Origin of the sequence: Vibrio sp. TRT 17S01 (assembly GCF_050113695.1) — a bacterium.
Lineage (GTDB): Bacteria > Pseudomonadota > Gammaproteobacteria > Enterobacterales > Vibrionaceae > Vibrio.
This window is the reverse complement of the sequence record NZ_JBNJOG010000020.1, coordinates 14,099-32,398: the sequence shown is the minus strand read 5'-3', so window position 1 is coordinate 32,398 and position 18,300 is coordinate 14,099. Positions and strand designations below refer to the sequence as shown.

Below are 18,300 nucleotides of genomic sequence, written 5' to 3'. Positions count from 1 at the left end.
GTTTCAAACTGCGATCTTGATGCTTATTCATACCTAATGTTTTTAGTCTAACTTGTAGATCACATCCACTCGGTCTCGAATCACAATTGTCGAATCTTGGTAACTATTGGACTCCATTTTCGCATCCATCGCCATTGAACGCATTAACATAGGCTGAGCACTTGGCATGTTGTAATCAACGCGCCAAACATCTCCAAGCTTCTTCTCAAAACCTTGGGCTAAGGATTTCGCTTTCATGTTTGCATCTTTGATAGCAGACATGCGTGCTTGCTCTTGATACTTCGCCTGATCGCGCACTTTGAGCTGGATGTTGTCGACTTGATTAATGCCTTCATTCAAAGCCATGTCCAAGTACTTATTGAGCTTAGCTAAGTCGTCCACCTTAACGGTGACACTACGTGAAGCGCGGTAGCCAACTAATTCTGGCTTACCTTTTTTAGGGTAATGATACTGAGGTGCGATATATAAGTTAGAGCTAGAGATGTTGTCATTCGCAATTCCTGACTCTTTCAGGCGAGACAAAAAGCCCTCCACAACTTTATCAACTGCCTGCTTTGCTTGTTCCGCCGTCATTGTTGATTCTACAACTTTCACCGAGAATTCGGCCATGTCTGGGGTTGCCGTTACCTCACCATAACCCGTTGTCACTAAATGGGGAAAGTTGGGTGATTCAGCCATCACGTTCCAACTAACAATGCCGGATAATACAACGGCAAGCATAGATGCAAATTTCATTACTATCACCTTATACAATTCACTTAGTTACATAATAGGCCTGCTCTGTCGCTTGACTAGCCATAGGTTGGCAAACTAACACAATTTTGACTGAGTTTACTTTGCCATGGTCGCACGCGCATAACTCAAAATAGCATCTGTGATCTCGGATAAAATACCAGTTTCTAATTGCCAGTGATGCCAGTACATTTTATGCGAGATACAGTAATCCGGAGCGATATTGACCAATTCGCCACCTTCAAGCTCACTACCAATCTGTATTTCCGGGATTAAACAGTAAGCCAATCCCGCGACGGCCAATTTTACAAATGCCTCAGAACTCCCCACAGTGTGGTTGATGACACTATTTCTTTGAATACCAAAACGTTCGTGGAGAAATTGGGTGTGCATGAGATCATACTGATCAAACGATACCGCAGGCGCACGTTTGACTGCCTCTCTATTCATGCCATTAGGAAAGTAATGTTCGACAAAACTCGGGCTAGCAACACAAACGTAATTCATTGTTCCCAAATATTCTGCATCACAACCGGAAAAAGGCGTTGCTTGCAAACTAATTGCTCCTGCAACTTCACCACTTTTTAGCTTATCGATGGTACGATTTTCGTCATAGACCTTTAATGCAATCTCTATTTGATGATGTTGCAGCACAGGTTCGATTGCAGGCAACAACCACGTAGCTAAGCTGTCGGCATTTGTTGCAATTGAAACCTGCACAGGCTTTGTTGTATCTAAGTTGTTTAACTCTGGCAGGAGCTCATATTCTAACAGTTTGATCTGACGATATAAGCCAAGTAACTTCTTTCCAATGTGTGTTGGTTGCGGAGGCTGCTCTCGCACTAAAACAGGCTGAGCTAAAAATTTCTCTAATTGTTTTATCCGTTGAGAGATAGCCGATTGCGACACGAACAATGCTTCCGCACCACGCTCAAATCCACCTTGTTCAACAACCGCATCAAGTGCTTCTATCCACTTGTAATCTAATCCTCTCATCATTCTCTCCTGCACATTAGAACATCTTATATAGCATAAATATCATTAATTATACTTATCAAGAATTTCTCATTATCTTGATGCAAATAGTCATGACATTGAGGAAAAAGCAGCATGAGTTGGTGGGTTTTATTACAAGGATTTGGTTTAGGTGCCAGTATGATCATTCCAATTGGAGCACAAAATGCCTACGTGCTTAATCAGGGGATCAAACAAAACCACCACCTGACAACAGCAACGGTTTGTAGTGTCCTTGATGTACTCTTTATTTCTCTTGGGGTGTTCGGGGGCGGAGCACTTTTATCTCAAAATGAAACCCTGCTGACCTTTGTCACTATCGGTGGTATTGCATTTCTTAGTGGCTATGGCGTACTGTCATTTTATAGTGCACTTCAACCACACACTGATTCAGAACAACACAACACAGATAGCGTTAAAGGACGTAAGGTTGTCATACTGGGTGCATTAGCGGTCACCGTATTAAACCCACATCTTTATTTAGATACTGTCGTGATCCTTGGCTCTATTGGAGGGCAATACCAAGGTGCTGATCGTATTGCTTTTGCGATAGGCACAATCATGGCGTCTTTTGTGTGGTTTTATACCTTATCTATTGGTGCCGCTAAACTCGCACCTAAGCTGTCTCAACCTATCGTAAAGAAAACTATCGACATTGCTGTTGGTATTATGATGTTTATCATCGCCACAATGTTAATCACACAGTTGTTTCACTAGCTCAGGAAAACACATGGAAAAGGTTAATGACATATACCAATTCAACCTGAAATTACTACAAGGTATTGGTATCGAATTTAAAGAATGGCGACACGAACCAATTCTTGACTTCGCCACTGATGAACGAGTGGCTGCACAATTGGGATGGACGGGAACGCACAGTAAAAGCTTATTTCTTAAGTTGAAAGGAAGTGGTTATGCATTGTTTCTCACGGATAAAGATTCTCGCTTAGCAAGTAAAACCATTAAACAACTTCTTGGTAAGAAGCCTGAGGTATGTGGGAACAACGAAATGACAGAGGTTATCGGTTGCTTACCTGGCGCTGTGTGTCCTTTTGGGCTACCTGAAGAGATCCCACTTATTGTCGATAAACGCTTGTACCAGCACAGAGAGCTGCTTTACACGCCTGGAGATCCCCAAGCAACAATTGGAATATCAGGAACCGCACTACAACAAATCTTAACTCGGCTCACCAACCCTATCTTTGAGATATAAAAAAGCGAGGCTCTTGGCCTCGCTTTTCCTTTTACTCTACCTAATTAAGCTTCAACTTTATTTAGGTGAACATCCATTTGTGGGAATGGGATTTCGATACCTGCTGCATCAAGCGCTTCTTTGATCGCTTGAGTTGAATCGAAGTAAACATCCCAGTAATCCGCAGTTTTACACCAAGGGCGCACAACAAAGTTTACAGAAGAGTCTGCCAGTGCCAGTACGCCGATTTGGATACCAGGCTCTTGCAAAATACGAGTATCTTTCTCTAGCGCTTCACGAATTACTTCTTTAGTTTGCTTAAGGTCAGCACCGTAAGAAACACCAATCACTAGATCAACACGACGAGTCTCATGGCGAGAATAGTTAGTAATTGGGCCACCAATAACGGAAGCGTTAGGCACAACTACCATTTTGTTATCTGGTGTTTTTAGAATCGTTTGGAAAATTTGGATTGCATCAACAGAACCTGCGACGCCACCAATTTCAACATAGTCGCCAGACTTAAATGGACGGAAAGCAACGATTAGAACGCCCGCTGCAAAGTTAGATAGTGAGCCTTGTAGCGCAAGACCAACTGCTAAACCTGCCGCACCGATTACAGCAACAACAGATGCAGTTTGAACACCCACACGGCCTAGTGCCGCGATAAGTACGATAACAAATAGAAGATAGCGAACTAAACCATGAATAAACTCAACAACGGCTTTGTCCATTTTTTTCTTTTCAAGCATTTTTGAAACGCTATTCGCTACCATCTTCACAATGATGTTACCGATAAACAGAATAACAATTGCTGAGATGATATTTACACCGTACTGAATAAGTAGATCTGAATTGTTGGTAAGCCAAGTTTCTGCTTTAGCTAGACCATCAACTAATGTGGTATCCACACCAGATTCTGCTGCCATAATTAGTATCCTCAAATATAAACGATTCTATGAATCAAAATGCATTTTCTGCCTGATTTAGGCTTACTGCCTTATTGGTTTTCTGAACATACGCCAGTTTTTTGGCACAATATCTTATTTTACATAATTTGCAAAGTCAGAATTTCGCAAACTATATAAAACAAATAGTTAGCTTCAGAAGCGAAAAAAATCGTTACAAGATTACGCAAAGTCCTTACATTTCGCTAGCGTTTTCTGCGCATTCGTGGGTATGTCTGAATTTCTAAACAGACTCTAGATACAAAAAAACCCGCTCCTAAGAGCGGGTTTTCAAAACTCAATTCAGACGAATTATAGTACGTCGATTGCGTTAAGGTCAGCAAATGCTTGCTCAAGGCGAGTAACCATTGAAGACTGAGCTGCACGTAGCCATACGCGTGGATCGTAGTACTTCTTGTTTGGTGCATCTTCACCAGTTGGGTTACCGATTTGACCTTGTAGGTAATCGTGGTTTTCAGCTTCGAACTGACGGATACCGTCCCAAGTTGCCCACTGTGTATCTGTATCGATGTTCATCTTGATAACGCCGTAGCCGATAGACTCACGGATTTCTTCAAGGCTAGAACCAGAACCGCCGTGGAAAACGAAGTTTAGAGCGTTTGGTGCAATACCAAATTTCTCTGCACAGTAAGCTTGAGAGTCACGTAGGATTGTTGGAGTCAGAACAACGTTACCTGGCTTGTATACACCGTGTACGTTACCGAAAGAAGCTGCGATAGTGAAACGTGGGCTGATAGCGTTTAGTTTCTCGTAAGCGTATGCAACGTCTTCTGGAGAAGTGTAAAGCTCAGACGCGTCCATATCAGAGTTATCTACGCCATCTTCTTCACCACCAGTACAACCTAGTTCGATTTCTAGAGTCATGTTCATTTTAGCCATGCGCTCTAGGTACTTAGCAGAAATTTCGATGTTCTCTTCTAGAGACTCTTCAGAAAGGTCGATCATGTGAGAAGAGAATAGTGGTTTACCAGTTTGCGCGAAGAACTCTTCGCCAGCGTCTAGTAGACCGTCAATCCATGGTAGAAGTTTCTTAGCAGCGTGGTCTGTGTGTAGGATTACAGGCACACCGTAAGCTTCTGCTACAGCGTGAACGTATTTAGCACCAGCTACAGCACCAAGGATTTGATTTTCTTGACCTTCAAGTTTTAGACCTTTACCAGCGAAGAAAGCAGCACCGCCGTTAGAGAACTGAACGATAACTGGCGCTTTAACTTTTGCAGCTGCTTCAAGTACTGCGTTTACTGAATCAGTACCTACACAGTTTACTGCTGGAAGTGCGAAGCTGTTTTCTTTAGCAACTTCAAAAACTTTCTGTACGTCATCACCAGAGATAACACCTGGTTTTACGAAATCGAAGATCTTAGACATGGATGTAATCCTATTTATCTGTCGTTTTAAAAATAAAACTTGTTAAGTTTAAATTCTTGCAAACGTTTGCTCACAACTCGCGCTATTCTAGCAAAAAAAAAGTGTGATGTGCAGCAAACAAGAAAGCGGGTGAATCACTTCGCCCGCTTTTCGTTTAATTACTTAGCACGCTCTTCAAGCATTGCAACTGCTGGTAGTACTTTACCTTCAACGAATTCAAGGAATGCACCGCCGCCAGTAGAGATGTAAGAAACGTCAGCTTTAATACCGAACTTGTCGATAGCCGCTAGCGTGTCACCACCACCTGCTACAGAGAAACCTGCAGACTGAGCGATTGCTTCAGAGATACCTTTAGTACCTGCTTCGAAGTTCTTGAATTCGAATACACCTACAGGACCGTTCCATAGGATAGTTTTTGCGTTGCCAATGATTTCAGCTAGTGCCGCAGTTGAATCAGGACCTAGGTCGAAAATCATGTCGTCGTCAGCAACTTCAGAAACGTGCTTGATTTCAGCTTCTGCGTTCTCATCAAATGCTTTCGCACATGCAACATCAGTCGCAACTGGGATAGAACACTCTTTCATTAGCTTCTGAGCAGTTTCAACTAGGTCTGCTTCGTATAGAGACTTACCTACATTGTGGCCTTCAGCTGCAATGAACGTGTTTGCGATACCACCACCAACAACAAGCTGGTCAGCAACTTTAGATAGAGACTCTAGAACAGTTAGTTTAGTAGAAACTTTAGAACCACCAACGATAGCAACTAGTGGACGCTCTGGGTTATCCATTGCTTTACCTAGTGCTTCAAGTTCAGCAGCTAGTAGAGGGCCAGCACATGCTACAGGTGCGTTCATACCAACACCGTGAGTAGACGCTTGTGCACGGTGAGCTGTACCGAATGCATCCATTACGAAGATGTCACACAGTGCAGCGTATTTCTTAGATAGCTCTTCTTCGTTCTTCTTCTCGCCTTTGTTGAAGCGAACGTTTTCAAGAACAACTAGCTCACCAGTGTTTAGCTCTAGGCCATTTAGGTAATCTTTTGCTAGCTTAACTTCGCAATCTAGTGCGTCGTTTAGGTAGTTAACTACAGGTTGTAGAGAGAACTCTTCTGCGTATTCACCTTCAGTTGGACGGCCTAGGTGAGAAGTAACCATAACTTTAGCGCCTGCTTCTAGACAGTGCTTGATAGTTGGTAGAGATGCTAAGATACGTGCATCAGAAGTCACTTTGCCTTCTTTTACTGGTACGTTTAGGTCAGCACGGATGAATACACGTTTACCTGCTAGATCCAGGTCAGTCATCTTGATTACAGACATGATTTGTCCTCTCAAATATTAAAAAATAAAGTTTTGAACAGCCCGGCAACCCTGCCAAGCCTTTAAATTCATTCAACTGAGTTTAGATATGGGGGAAAGAATATTTATTTCAAGGTTTAAAATAAACATTTTCCAAGTCCCACTTACTCCGCAGCTTGCATGGCCAACGCTGTATCCAGCATTCGATTTGCAAAACCCCATTCGTTATCGCACCAAACTAGCATTTTAACCAGCTGTCCGTTGCTCACTCGGGTTTGTGTTCCATCGACAATCGCACTATGTGGATCATGATTAAAATCGATAGAAACAAGCGGCGCTTCAGTATAGTCAACAATGCCCTGTAATGTACACTGAGATGCGTTAACAATGGTTTGATTTACGTCATTAACTTTCACATTTGTACTAATTGTGACACTTAAATCCATCGCAGTAACATTTACTGTGGGAACTCTCACCGAAATAGCTTCAAATTTGTTGGAAAATTTCGGGAAAATTCTTTCAATACCCTTATGCAATTTCGTGTCTACGGGAATAATCGACTGACTGGCTGCACGCGTCCGTCTAAGGTCGCTATGATACGCATCGATCACTTGCTGATCATTCATCGAAGAGTGGATTGTTGTGATAGTCCCAGATTCGATACCAAACGCATCATCAAGTGCTTTGATTATCGGGACAATACAGTTGGTGGTGCATGAACCGTTTGACACAACACGGTGTTCACCTTTCAAGGTGTCATGGTTAACACCGTAAATAATGGTGTTATCAAGATCATTCGCACCAGGGTGTGAGAACAGCACTTTCTTTGCACCGGCATCAATGTGTTCTTGCCCATCAGCTTGAGAACCATATACCCCGGTGCAATCAAGCACTAAATCAACATCTAAATCACGCCATGGCAGTAAATTAATTTCGGCTAAGTGCAGAATTCGAATTGAATCAAACTCACCGCTTTCGTGGTGTACGTAGATATGCTCCTGATCATTGGAGATCTTCTTGCCAAATCGTCCATGACTGGTGTCATATTGTAATAAGTGTGCCATTGCATCAGGCTGCGCTAGTTCATTGACTGCAACAACCTTAATTTGCTGATGCTTACCACTTTCGTAAACTGCTCGGAGAACATTGCGACCAATACGTCCAAATCCGTTGATTGCAACTTTTAGCATGATTCCATCGCCTTACATGATTTTCGTGTCACAAATACTACCCGATAGCTGACCAAATCGCATCCAGTTAGTGATCTCTCCCCAATTTATAAATTTATACCATTAATAACTAATGAAAAATCAATGCATAATAACAATGTGGTGAGTGTGTTTCTTGTTGGCTGTTTATCTCATTAGTTTTATCAACCAAAGGAAATGACCATGTCTGGATTCCCAGCGACTCACTTTTGTAAACAATGCAATCAAGAAACGCCTCATAGTGAAGTGCTTGTAAGAAAGACCAGCAGCTACGACACGGATACTTCTCTTTTAGGTAGAATCAAATTAATGGCTCATACCTTTATTAATGGCGGCCACTACTATGACATGGACAGATACGTCACCTGTAAAGTGTGTGGTCACAAAGAGAAAGAAAACTGGGGCAATGAGTTTGAGTAATCACCGGTTACTCTCTGCTTGAAGGCACAAAAAACCGAGCCACTTGGCTCGGTTTTTTCATTTCCTAATCCTCAAAATAATTGGAGTTACAGCTACGCAGTTAACAACGCTGCAGCTTCAAGTATGAAGAGTATTAAGCTAGAAGATCTTTAGCTGTGCTCACGACGTTTTCAGTAGTGAAGCCGAACATCTTGAACAGTTCGCCCGCTGGAGCAGACTCACCGAATGTCGTCATGCCAATGATCTTGCCACCAAAGCCAACGTACTTATACCAGAAGTCAGCAATCCCCGCCTCGATAGCGATACGCGCTGTAACGTCTGATGGCAATACTGCTTCACGATAAGCTGCGTCTTGCTTGTCGAATGCATCTGTTGATGGCATTGAAACAACGCGTACTTGTTTACCTTCAGCGGTTAGCTGAGCGGCTGCTTCTACCGCTAGTTCAACTTCAGAACCTGTTGCGATAAGGATAAGCTCTGGCTTACCTGCACAATCTTTCAAGACGTAAGCACCTTTCGCGATATTCGCTACTTGCTCAGCATCACGCTCTTGCTGCGCAAGGTTCTGACGAGAGAAGATAAGGGATGTCGGGCCATCTTTACGCTCAATTGCAAGTTTCCAAGCCACTGCTGACTCAACTTGGTCACATGGACGCCATGTGCTCATGTTTGGCGTTAGACGTAATGACGCCATTTGCTCAACAGGCTGGTGAGTTGGGCCATCTTCGCCAAGACCGATAGAGTCGTGAGTGTAAACTTGGATGTTCTGAACTTTCATCAGAGCCGCCATACGCATTGCGTTACGAGCGTATTCCATAAACATTAGGAAAGTTGCACCGTATGGTACGAAACCACCGTGTAGTGCAATACCGTTCATGATCGCGGTCATACCGAATTCACGTACACCGTAGTGGATGTAGTTACCAGAGAAATCGCTTGCTTCTAGAGACTTCGAGCCAGACCACATGGTTAGGTTCGAAGGTGCTAGGTCAGCAGAACCGCCCATGAATTCTGGCAACATTTGACCAAACGCTTCTAATGCATTTTGAGAAGCTTTGCGTGATGCAATGTTTGCTGGATTTGCCTGAAGATCAGCAATGATTTGGGTTGCTTTTTCTTCCCATTCAGCAGGCAGCTCACCGTTTAGACGACGCTTAAGCTCAGCCGCTTCTGTTGGGTAAGCTGCTGCGTATGCATCGAATTTAGCGTTCCAAACCGCTTCTTTTTCAGCGCCCGCTGCTTTTGCATCCCACTCTGCGTATACGTCTGCTGGGATTTCAAATGCTGGATGTTTCCAACCTAGGAATTCACGCGCTGCTGCGATTTCTTCCGCACCTAATGGTGCACCGTGACAGTCGTGTGAACCTGATTTGTTTGGCGAGCCAAAACCGATGATCGTTTTAGTACAGATCAGCGTAGGACGCGGATCTGCTTTCGCAGCGATAATGGCAGCATTGATCGCTTCAGCATCGTGGCCATCTACAGCAGGAATTACATGCCAGCCATAAGCTTCAAAACGCTTAGGCGTATCGTCAGAGAACCAACCTTCAACGTGACCATCGATAGAAATGCCATTGTCATCCCAAAATGCGATTAGTTTGCCTAGACCGAGTGTACCCGCTAGAGAACATGCTTCGTGTGAGATACCTTCCATCAGACAGCCATCACCCATAAAGGCGTAGGTGTGATGGTCAATGATGTCGTGACCTTCTTTATTAAACTGTGCCGCTAACGCTTTTTCTGCTAACGCCATGCCCACAGCGTTAGTGATACCTTGACCTAGTGGGCCTGTTGTTGTTTCAACACCAGGTGCGTAGCCATACTCTGGGTGACCAGGCGTCTTAGAGTGCAGCTGACGGAAGTTTTTCAGATCGTCGATAGACAACTCATAACCACTTAAGTGAAGTAGAGAGTAAATCAGCATTGAACCATGGCCATTTGATAAAACAAAACGGTCGCGATCCGCCCACTCTGGGTTTGCTGGATTATGGTTTAAATGAGAACGCCAAAGAACCTCAGCGATATCTGCCATGCCCATAGGGGCACCTGGGTGGCCAGAGTTTGCTTGTTGAACACCATCCATGCTTAGAGCACGAATCGCATTAGCGAGCTCTTTATTAGAAAGAACGTTACGAGAAGACATGCCTGCTCCTAAATTGCGAAAGCGAAATTAGTCGGAAATATTGCGCGCGGTATTGTCTCAAAGCAATTCATCCACTGCAAACGATTTACCTGACTCAATACCTTCCATTTCTGCACTTTTACCCACAATTATTGAATTTATTCATAATTTGGCCACCAATAAGCAAACGTTTGGTTATAACCCACAGTAAAAAAGAGCTTGTAATTCGAGCATTGAAAACTAGAATAGACGTCTAGATGTAGAAACACCTACAATTTAAATGTCTTTTAAACGATTGAGCCATTCAATCAGTCGTTATAACCAAAACTTAAAGTGGAGCTCTCATGGCTAAGCACCTGTTTACTTCTGAGTCTGTTTCAGAAGGCCATCCAGATAAAATTGCAGACCAAATCTCTGATGCTGTTCTTGATGCCATCCTAGAACAAGACCCAAAAGCACGTGTTGCTTGTGAAACTTACGTAAAAACCGGCATGGTTATGGTCGGTGGTGAGATCACAACTTCAGCTTGGGTTGATATCGAAGAGTTAACTCGTGAAACAGTACGTGAAATCGGCTACGTTCATTCAGATATGGGCTTTGATGCAAACTCGTGTGCTGTACTAAACACCATCGGTAAGCAGTCTCCAGACATCAACCAAGGTGTTGATAAATCTGATCCTAAAGAGCAAGGCGCAGGTGACCAAGGCATCATGTTCGGTTATGCAACTAACGAAACTGAAATCCTAATGCCAGCACCAATTACTTACTCTCACCGTCTTGTTCAAAAGCAAGCAGAAGTACGTAAAAACGGCACACTACCTTGGTTGCGTCCAGACGCGAAATCTCAGGTAACTTTCCAGTACGACCAAGGCAAAATTGTTGGTATCGACGCGGTTGTTCTTTCAACACAGCACTGTGATTCAATCTCGACACCTGACCTACGTGAAGCAGTAATGGAAGAGATCATCAAGCCGGTACTACCTTCTGAGTGGATCAACACAGACACTAACTTCTTCATCAACCCAACTGGTCGTTTCGTTATCGGTGGTCCAATGGGTGACTGTGGTCTAACAGGTCGTAAGATCATCGTAGATACATACGGCGGTGCTGCGCGTCACGGTGGCGGTGCATTCTCTGGTAAAGATCCATCGAAAGTAGACCGCTCTGCTGCATACGCTGCACGTTACGTAGCGAAAAACATCGTTGCCGCTGGCATGGCTGACCGTTGTGAGATCCAACTGTCTTACGCAATCGGTGTTGCTGATCCAACGTCTATCATGGTTGAAACCTTCGGTACGGAAAAAGTCTCTCACGATATTATCGTTGAAGCGGTTCGTCAGAACTTCGATCTGCGCCCTTACGGACTACAAGAAATGCTGAACCTGCTTCAGCCTATCTACAAGAAGACAGCAGCATACGGCCACTTCGGTCGTGAAGAATTCCCTTGGGAAGCAACAGACAAAGCTGAGCTACTGCGTGACTTTGCTGGTTTAAAATAATTAAATCAATTTGTTAGCATTTTAAATAAGCCCTCGTATCTACGAGGGCTTTTTATTAGTAGCACAAAAATCACACAATAAATTTGTATTTTCTTGTCATCGCATCAATAGTTAACAATATATTAACAAGCATATCTCTGTGCTTGTGGGCAGCGAATATTGCCTAACAGTATTGATGCACAGCTTTACTCAGCCAAACAGTTGTAAGCAGAGCATCGAATCCCACATACCCATTGTTATAAGTGGGTATAAAACGAGAATCGATCAAGGAGGATTATATGCCTCGCACGGTAAATCCCTCAGACTTACACAACAAACAAAAAGACGTACCGGACCATGAATACGCAAGGACAGTTCCTTGCAACCAATTAAGTGTTTCTGCACCATTCCATTGGTTAGCTTTAGGGCTGCATGATTTTATTCGCATGCCCTTAATCAGTGCTTTCTATGGCTTGTGCTTTATGGGCGCCGCCATTGGTATTGTATTGCTAGTTCAATGGCAAGGTACCCACCTTGTCGTCATGCCCAGTCTGGTGGTGTATATGTTGATCGGCCCATTTTTGGCGCTTGGATTGTATGATGCTAGCTGGGAGCGAGAAAAAGGCCATCACGCCAGTTTACTTCATTCTATGAAAGCGATTGGGCGCAACTCCTCATCACAGTGGGCGTTCGCCGTATTGCTTGCCGTGGCCATGATTTTCTGGATGCGCATTGCGGCGCTGTTACATGCTCTCTACCCTTCTGTTCAGGGAGCGCCATTGACTGAATTTCTGCCCTTCCTTGTCATTGGCTCATTGGTTGGTTTTGTTATCGCGAGCGTCATTTTCAGCATCTCCGCTTTTTCAATTCCACTGATGATGGAGCGCCGAGTAGATATGATGACGGCGGTCTTCACCAGCTTTAATGCAGTGAAGTCTAATATCCCAGCAATGATCGTCTGGGCCGCCATCATCTGCGGTGGCATTCTGATCGGTTTCGCAACTTATGGAATTGGTATGCTGTTTACCATGCCAATTCTTGGCTACGGAACTTGGCATGCCTACCACGCGGCCATTAAGAAAAAACATCATCCCTAAACCTTGCAAGATGTTATTATTCGCCCCGGAACCTAACTGGGGCGTTTTTTATTTCAAGGTCATAATGTTAGATATAGAGTACACATACGCAGCAAAACGCAAGATCACACACTGTATCCGCCTAGCTGAACAAGCCTTTCAACGCCCATTTTCTATACCAATATTAAGTTTTAAATTGCGTGGTAAAGCCGCAGGAAAAGCCTATCTGCAATTGAATGAAATACGCCTTAACCCCATTCTTTTTTCTGAAAACAAGCTCGCTTTTCTTGAAGAGGTGATTCCTCACGAAATTGCTCATCTGATCACCTATCAAGTCTACGGCCGAGTCCCTCCACACGGTAAAGAGTGGCGTCATACCATGGAGTCTGTATTTGGCGTCACTGCCAAAACTACCCATAATTTTGAAATCGCTTCCGTTCAGGGCAAAACATTTGAATACCGTTGCCAATGCACGGTGTATCCGCTGTCTATTCGCAGACACAATAAAGTTCAGCGCCAGCAAGCAACCTACCGTTGCCAGCAATGCCAAACATCACTTCAATTTACGGGTAACAGACTCACCTAGTCCTAATATAACCATCTTTATTATTGATTAACGATGGATTTTTTAGCAGTAAAAATGCGTGATAGACTATAAAAAGTCATACTTTTATAAGACTTATTATCATGACATTAAAAATAATCACGATTAGCTTGCTGGCGGTTGTTTCTTCGGTTGCTATCGCAGCACCACCGACGTCCTTCTCCAGCGCAAAAAAAACTGCGGTTAAAATTTATCAAGATCACCCCATCAGTTTTTACTGTGGCTGTGATATCAACTGGCAAGGAAAAAAAGGAACACCAGACCTAGCCTCTTGCGGCTATCAAGTCCGCAAACAACAAAAACGCGCCTCTCGAATTGAATGGGAACATGTTGTACCGGCATGGCAATTTGGCCACCAACGCCAGTGCTGGCAAAGCGGTGGGCGTAAAAACTGCTCACGCAATGATAAAGCCTTCCGACAAATGGAAGCCGACCTGCATAACCTAACCCCTGCAATCGGTGAAGTGAACGGTGATCGTTCAAACTACAACTTCAGCCAATGGAATGGTATCGACGGTGTCAGCTATGGCCGCTGCGAGATGCAAGTTAACTTCAAACAACGTAAAGTGATGCCACCCGATCGTGCAAAGGGATCCATCGCACGCACTTATTTGTACATGAGCAAAGAATACGGCTTCCGCCTTTCAAAACAGCAACGCAACCTCATGACGGCTTGGAACAAAATGTACCCCGTGAATGATTGGGAATGCGAGCGTGATAAGCGTATTGCCAAAATTCAAGGCAACCACAACCCATTTGTGGAACAAGCCTGCAAAGCGCTCTAAATCGACTCATTCATGAAGCGTTTTCTACATCAATAATGGAAACGCTTCTTTTCCCCTTGTTTTTTCGTCATCTCGCATCCATGTTACTCTCTATATCCACCTCTTGTGCAGGAAACTGAACCCCATGCGTATCCCTCGAATTTATCACCCAGAACCGATCCAACAACTGGGTAATCTGGCGCTTAGTGAAGACGCGGCAGGCCATATAGGTCGTGTACTTCGAATGAAAGAAGACCAAGAAGTACTCCTTTTCGATGGTAGCGGTGCAGAGTTTCCGGCGGTGATCAGCTCGATCAGCAAGAAAAATGTTGAAGTCACCATTTCAGAACGTATTGAACGGAGCTCCGAATCTCCGTTGGATCTACACCTTGGACAGGTGATCTCCCGTGGCGACAAAATGGAGTTCACCATTCAAAAATCCGTCGAGCTGGGCGTAAATACCATCACACCTCTAATTTCTGAACGTTGTGGCGTTAAACTCGATCAGAAACGTTTCGAGAAAAAGCTCGCGCAATGGCAGAAAATTGCTATCAGTGCCTGTGAACAATGTGGCCGCAATACGGTGCCTGAAATCAGACCAATTATGTCGCTTGAAGAATGGTGCAGTGAACAATATGACGGGCTAAAACTCAATTTGCACCCAAGAGCAACGTATTCAATCAATACGCTACCGACTCCCGTCACAAAAGTGCGCCTACTCATTGGCCCAGAAGGTGGGTTGTCTGCTGAAGAAATCAGCATGACAAGAGAACATCAATTCGAAGAAACATTGCTAGGTCCTCGTGTATTAAGAACAGAGACCGCAGCATTGACCGCAATTACAGCCTTACAAGTTCGCTTTGGCGATCTTGGTTAAACGGAGAAGCTCAATGATCAAACTTGGCATCGTGATGGACCCTATCGCGTCTATCAACATAAAAAAAGACTCCAGCTTTGCCATGATGCTGGAAGCTCAGCGTCGTGGCTACGAAATCCACTACATGGAAATGAATGATCTACACTTAGATCAAGGCGTAGCGATAGCGGACACAAAAGTTGTTGAGCTGAAAGAAGATCCAAACGGATGGTATGAATTCAAATCAGAACAGACCATTCAACTGTCTGAACTGGATGCGGTACTGATGCGTAAAGATCCTCCTTTTGATACTGAGTACATCTACGCAACTTACATTCTTGAACGAGCAGAAGAACAAGGAACACTGATCGTAAACAAACCTCAGAGCCTGCGTGATTGCAATGAGAAACTGTTTACAGCTTGGTTCCCAGAACTAACACCAACCACTATCGTGACGCGTAAAGCAGACAAGATCAAAGCATTCCGTGAACAACATGGCGACGTGATCCTTAAGCCATTAGATGGAATGGGTGGTGCTTCGATTTTCCGAGTGAAGGAAAATGATCCTAACGTCTCTGTGATTATCGAAACGCTGACCAACCACGGCCAAAACTACGCAATGGCACAAACGTTTGTTCCCGATATCAGCAACGGCGACAAGCGCATCTTGGTCGTTGATGGGGAACCTATGCCATACTGCTTGGCACGTATCCCAGCTAAAGGCGAAACTCGTGGTAACTTAGCCGCAGGTGGCACAGGTGAAGCTCGCCCACTGAGTGAAACAGATAAGCAAATCGCAGAAGCGGTTGCTCCTACATTAAAAGAAAAAGGCCTGATCTTTGTTGGCCTAGACGTTATTGGCGATAAACTGACTGAAATTAATGTCACCAGCCCAACCTGTATTCGTGAAATTGAGTCAGCATTTGATATCTCAATTACAGGTAAACTGATGGATGCAATAGAACGTCGCCTGAAGGCTTAAAAGCAGGGCGTAATGCCCTCTTTGATTAAGTTGGAGCTGCTATGAACCTTACTAATCATTTTCTCGTTGCTATGCCGGGGATGAAAGATCCTTATTTTAAACATAGCGTGATTTATGTTTGCGAACATAATGACGAAGGTGCAATGGGGTTAATGATCAATGCCCCGATCGATATTACCATTGGAAAAATGCTTGAGCAGGTTGATGTTGATCCCGTTCACCCACAGCTAAATACTCATAGCCTTGAAAAGCCGGTTCTCAATGGCGGGCCAGTTTCAGAAGATCGCGGCTTCATTCTCCACCAGCCAAAAGATCGCTATGAATCAAGCATTCAGATGACTGAACAAATTTCCGTGACTACATCGAAAGATATTTTAACGGTCCTCGGTACTGAAGCAGAGCCCAACCATTACTTGGTGGCGCTTGGCTATTCAGGCTGGGAAGCGGGTCAACTGGAATCTGAATTGGCAGAAAACTCATGGCTGACGATTGAAGCTGACCCCGATGTGATCTTCAATACACCAATCGCTCAGCGCTGGCAAAAAGCCGTACAAATGCTCGGTATAGATGTCGCTCAGCTATCCAGCGACATTGGCCACGCATAACAGACAAATTAGACACATGACATCTAGAACTATTATGGCGTTCGATTTTGGTACCAAGAGTATTGGCAGTGCCATCGGACAAGAAATCACCGGAACCGCTTCCCCGCTGAAAGCGTTCAAAGCGAATGATGGCATTCCAAATTGGGATGATATCGAAAAGCAGATAAAAGAGTGGCAACCACAACTATTAGTCGTTGGGTTACCAACTGATCTGTATGGACAAGCTCTTGAAACCATTACCCCAAGAGCGAAAAAATTTGCCAATCGCCTGCATGGGCGCTTCGGCTTACCCGTTGAGCTACACGATGAACGGCTTTCGACCACCGAGGCGCGTGCCGAGCTATTTGAAATGGGTGGCTATAAAGCATTGAGTAAAGGTAACGTCGACTGCCAATCAGCCGTTGTTATTTTAGAAAGCTGGTTTGAAGCTCAGTGGGGCTAACCTAGCAAAAGAGCTAAAAAAGGTTGTGATATCGCAACCTTTTTTATGTTTGTTATCCTAACTAATCCATGTCGATCTTCACATTCGCCAATGTCCCTGACGAATAGCTGTCACCACGTTTAGTTTTGAGCATCAAACGAAGATCGTTTGCAGAATCAGCACTGTGCAATGCATCTTCTTCATTAATCTTCCCATCAACCACCAACTGATAAAGCGCTTGATCAAACGTCTGCATACCAATTTCATTGGACTTCGACATCGTCGACTTCAACTCGTGCAAATCGCCCTTACGGATCAAATCAGAAACACGCGGACTATTGAGCAGAATCTCAAACACCCCATGTCGACCTTTACCATGTTTATCGCGGATCAACTGCTGACCAACCACCCCTTTCAGGTTCATCGATAAATCAAATAAGAATTGCTCTTTTTGCTCCTTAGGTACCAGATGCAAAATACGCTCTAACGCTTGGTTCGCATTATTTGCGTGCAATGTAGCCATACACAAGTGCCCTGTTTCGGCAAAGTTCATGGCATATTCCATCGTTTCTCGACTACGGATCTCACCAATTAAGATCATATCTGGAGCTTGGCGTAATGAGTTTTTCAATGCAACTTCGTAGCTTTCAGTATCCAACCCGACTTCACGCTGAGTCACGATGCAGCGCTTATGCTCATGTACAAATTCAATCGGATCTTCCACCGTAAGAATATGACCGGTTCGGTGCGTATTACGATAACCCGTCATCGCAGCCATTGTGGTCGACTTACCAGACCCCGTGGCACCAACCACCAGCACTAAACCACGCTTGGCAATCGCTAAATTCTGCAGCACATCTGGCAGTCTCAGTTGTTCAAAGGTCGGGATATTAGACTCAATACGGCGAATCACCGCGCCCGGCAGCTCACGCTGATAGAACGCACTCACACGAAAACGGCCAATGTCTCTAACGATGGCGAAGTTCGCTTCTCGCGTCTGATGAAACTCTTTACTACGTTCATCATCCATCATTGAGTTCAGCAAAATCGACACATCAGACTCAGATAATTTCTCCCCATGAGCTTTTAGCTCACCATCGACCCTAAACAGTACTGGCGCACCAACTGTAATATAAAGATCCGACGCCTTCTGGCTGATCATTCCCTGTAAAAAAGCATTTATGTCCATCAG

The 18,300-nt window shown here is 44.2% G+C and carries 19 protein-coding genes; 11 read left to right on the top strand and 8 right to left on the bottom strand.

Annotated elements, in window-relative coordinates; all coding sequences use genetic code 11:
* Positions 1-42: 42 nt before the first annotated feature.
* Positions 43-735, bottom strand: a complete 693-nt coding sequence (locus ACQEXS_RS20390) for an oxidative stress defense protein (protein ID WP_367987363.1) — start codon at positions 733-735, stop codon at positions 43-45.
* 96 nt (positions 736-831) lie between these two features.
* Entirely contained in the window at positions 832-1,728 is an 897-nt protein-coding gene (locus ACQEXS_RS20385; protein ID WP_427015041.1) for a LysR family transcriptional regulator ArgP, read from the bottom strand.
* 114 nt (positions 1,729-1,842) lie between these two features.
* On the opposite strand from ACQEXS_RS20385, the gene ACQEXS_RS20380 reads away from it, so the two are divergent.
* Both ACQEXS_RS20380 and ACQEXS_RS20375 read left to right on the top strand, forming a co-directional pair.
* Positions 1,843-2,463, top strand: coding sequence for a LysE/ArgO family amino acid transporter (locus ACQEXS_RS20380; protein WP_427015018.1), 621 nt, complete (start codon positions 1,843-1,845; stop codon positions 2,461-2,463).
* A gap of 13 nt (positions 2,464-2,476) precedes the next feature.
* Positions 2,477-2,959 carry a YbaK/EbsC family protein gene (locus tag ACQEXS_RS20375; RefSeq protein WP_427015017.1) on the top strand — a complete coding sequence of 161 codons (483 nt, stop codon included), beginning with the start codon at positions 2,477-2,479 and terminating at the stop codon, positions 2,957-2,959.
* Positions 2,960-3,003: 44 nt separating this feature from the next.
* Here ACQEXS_RS20375 and mscS read toward each other — a convergent pair whose 3' ends face one another.
* From mscS to epd, 4 genes are all read right to left on the bottom strand, one after another.
* Positions 3,004-3,867, bottom strand: coding sequence for a small-conductance mechanosensitive channel MscS (mscS, locus tag ACQEXS_RS20370; RefSeq protein ID WP_367987366.1), 864 nt, complete (start codon positions 3,865-3,867; stop codon positions 3,004-3,006).
* Positions 3,868-4,197: 330 nt separating this feature from the next.
* Positions 4,198-5,274, bottom strand: coding sequence for a class II fructose-bisphosphate aldolase (gene fbaA, locus ACQEXS_RS20365; protein WP_427011855.1), 1,077 nt, complete (start codon positions 5,272-5,274; stop codon positions 4,198-4,200).
* A 158-nt stretch (positions 5,275-5,432) separates the two neighbouring features.
* The gene (locus ACQEXS_RS20360) at positions 5,433-6,593 is read right to left on the bottom strand and encodes a phosphoglycerate kinase (RefSeq protein ID WP_427011854.1); all 1,161 of its coding nucleotides are present in this window, start codon (positions 6,591-6,593) and stop codon (positions 5,433-5,435) included.
* A 143-nt stretch (positions 6,594-6,736) separates the two neighbouring features.
* Positions 6,737-7,762 carry an erythrose-4-phosphate dehydrogenase gene (gene epd / locus ACQEXS_RS20355; RefSeq protein ID WP_427011853.1) on the bottom strand — a complete coding sequence of 342 codons (1,026 nt, stop codon included), beginning with the start codon at positions 7,760-7,762 and terminating at the stop codon, positions 6,737-6,739.
* Positions 7,763-7,963: 201 nt separating this feature from the next.
* Between epd and ACQEXS_RS20350 the strand changes: the two genes are divergently transcribed.
* Positions 7,964-8,200 (top strand): hypothetical protein, encoded by a 237-nt coding sequence (locus ACQEXS_RS20350; protein WP_367987370.1) that lies wholly within the window; start codon positions 7,964-7,966, stop codon positions 8,198-8,200.
* A 133-nt stretch (positions 8,201-8,333) separates the two neighbouring features.
* Here ACQEXS_RS20350 and tkt read toward each other — a convergent pair whose 3' ends face one another.
* Entirely contained in the window at positions 8,334-10,343 is a 2,010-nt protein-coding gene (tkt, locus tag ACQEXS_RS20345; RefSeq protein ID WP_427015016.1) for a transketolase, read from the bottom strand.
* A 323-nt stretch (positions 10,344-10,666) separates the two neighbouring features.
* Between tkt and metK the strand changes: the two genes are divergently transcribed.
* From metK to ruvX, 8 genes are all read left to right on the top strand, one after another.
* A complete protein-coding gene (gene metK / locus ACQEXS_RS20340) occupies positions 10,667-11,821 on the top strand; it encodes a methionine adenosyltransferase (RefSeq protein WP_367987372.1) in 1,155 nt (384 codons plus the stop codon).
* 278 nt (positions 11,822-12,099) lie between these two features.
* Positions 12,100-12,897, top strand: coding sequence for a DUF2189 domain-containing protein (locus ACQEXS_RS20335; RefSeq protein ID WP_427015015.1), 798 nt, complete (start codon positions 12,100-12,102; stop codon positions 12,895-12,897).
* Positions 12,898-12,961: 64 nt separating this feature from the next.
* Positions 12,962-13,462, top strand: a complete 501-nt coding sequence (locus ACQEXS_RS20330) for a SprT family zinc-dependent metalloprotease (protein ID WP_427015014.1) — start codon at positions 12,962-12,964, stop codon at positions 13,460-13,462.
* A gap of 101 nt (positions 13,463-13,563) precedes the next feature.
* Positions 13,564-14,265, top strand: a complete 702-nt coding sequence (endA, locus tag ACQEXS_RS20325) for a deoxyribonuclease I (RefSeq protein ID WP_427015013.1) — start codon at positions 13,564-13,566, stop codon at positions 14,263-14,265.
* A 124-nt stretch (positions 14,266-14,389) separates the two neighbouring features.
* Entirely contained in the window at positions 14,390-15,121 is a 732-nt protein-coding gene (gene rsmE / locus ACQEXS_RS20320) for a 16S rRNA (uracil(1498)-N(3))-methyltransferase (RefSeq protein WP_427015012.1), read from the top strand.
* A 13-nt stretch (positions 15,122-15,134) separates the two neighbouring features.
* Positions 15,135-16,082 (top strand): glutathione synthase, encoded by a 948-nt coding sequence (gshB, locus tag ACQEXS_RS20315; protein WP_367987377.1) that lies wholly within the window; start codon positions 15,135-15,137, stop codon positions 16,080-16,082.
* A 41-nt stretch (positions 16,083-16,123) separates the two neighbouring features.
* A complete protein-coding gene (locus ACQEXS_RS20310) occupies positions 16,124-16,687 on the top strand; it encodes a YqgE/AlgH family protein (RefSeq protein WP_367987378.1) in 564 nt (187 codons plus the stop codon).
* Between the two features lie 16 nt (positions 16,688-16,703).
* Entirely contained in the window at positions 16,704-17,129 is a 426-nt protein-coding gene (gene ruvX, locus ACQEXS_RS20305) for a Holliday junction resolvase RuvX (protein ID WP_427015011.1), read from the top strand.
* 61 nt (positions 17,130-17,190) lie between these two features.
* On the opposite strand, the gene ACQEXS_RS20300 is transcribed toward ruvX, so the two are convergent.
* Positions 17,191-18,297 (bottom strand): PilT/PilU family type 4a pilus ATPase, encoded by a 1,107-nt coding sequence (locus ACQEXS_RS20300; protein ID WP_427015010.1) that lies wholly within the window; start codon positions 18,295-18,297, stop codon positions 17,191-17,193.
* Positions 18,298-18,300: the final 3 nt, after the last annotated feature.

Bases quoted from the DNA above. Each gene is read 5' to 3' on its own strand.
- ACQEXS_RS20390 (WP_367987363.1), bottom strand. From the start codon at position 735: ATGAAATTTGCATCTATGCTTGCCGTTGTATTATCCGGCATTGTTAGT.
- ACQEXS_RS20385 (WP_427015041.1), bottom strand. From the start codon at position 1,728: ATGAGAGGATTAGATTACAAGTGGATAGAAGCACTTGATGCGGTTGTT.
- ACQEXS_RS20380 (WP_427015018.1), top strand. From the start codon at position 1,843: ATGAGTTGGTGGGTTTTATTACAAGGATTTGGTTTAGGTGCCAGTATG.
- ACQEXS_RS20375 (WP_427015017.1), top strand. From the start codon at position 2,477: ATGGAAAAGGTTAATGACATATACCAATTCAACCTGAAATTACTACAA.
- mscS (WP_367987366.1), bottom strand. From the start codon at position 3,867: ATGGCAGCAGAATCTGGTGTGGATACCACATTAGTTGATGGTCTAGCT.
- fbaA (WP_427011855.1), bottom strand. From the start codon at position 5,274: ATGTCTAAGATCTTCGATTTCGTAAAACCAGGTGTTATCTCTGGTGAT.
- ACQEXS_RS20360 (WP_427011854.1), bottom strand. From the start codon at position 6,593: ATGTCTGTAATCAAGATGACTGACCTGGATCTAGCAGGTAAACGTGTA.
- epd (WP_427011853.1), bottom strand. From the start codon at position 7,762: ATGCTAAAAGTTGCAATCAACGGATTTGGACGTATTGGTCGCAATGTT.
- ACQEXS_RS20350 (WP_367987370.1), top strand. From the start codon at position 7,964: ATGTCTGGATTCCCAGCGACTCACTTTTGTAAACAATGCAATCAAGAA.
- tkt (WP_427015016.1), bottom strand. From the start codon at position 10,343: ATGTCTTCTCGTAACGTTCTTTCTAATAAAGAGCTCGCTAATGCGATT.
- metK (WP_367987372.1), top strand. From the start codon at position 10,667: ATGGCTAAGCACCTGTTTACTTCTGAGTCTGTTTCAGAAGGCCATCCA.
- ACQEXS_RS20335 (WP_427015015.1), top strand. From the start codon at position 12,100: ATGCCTCGCACGGTAAATCCCTCAGACTTACACAACAAACAAAAAGAC.
- ACQEXS_RS20330 (WP_427015014.1), top strand. From the start codon at position 12,962: ATGTTAGATATAGAGTACACATACGCAGCAAAACGCAAGATCACACAC.
- endA (WP_427015013.1), top strand. From the start codon at position 13,564: ATGACATTAAAAATAATCACGATTAGCTTGCTGGCGGTTGTTTCTTCG.
- rsmE (WP_427015012.1), top strand. From the start codon at position 14,390: ATGCGTATCCCTCGAATTTATCACCCAGAACCGATCCAACAACTGGGT.
- gshB (WP_367987377.1), top strand. From the start codon at position 15,135: ATGATCAAACTTGGCATCGTGATGGACCCTATCGCGTCTATCAACATA.
- ACQEXS_RS20310 (WP_367987378.1), top strand. From the start codon at position 16,124: ATGAACCTTACTAATCATTTTCTCGTTGCTATGCCGGGGATGAAAGAT.
- ruvX (WP_427015011.1), top strand. From the start codon at position 16,704: ATGACATCTAGAACTATTATGGCGTTCGATTTTGGTACCAAGAGTATT.
- ACQEXS_RS20300 (WP_427015010.1), bottom strand. From the start codon at position 18,297: ATGGACATAAATGCTTTTTTACAGGGAATGATCAGCCAGAAGGCGTCG.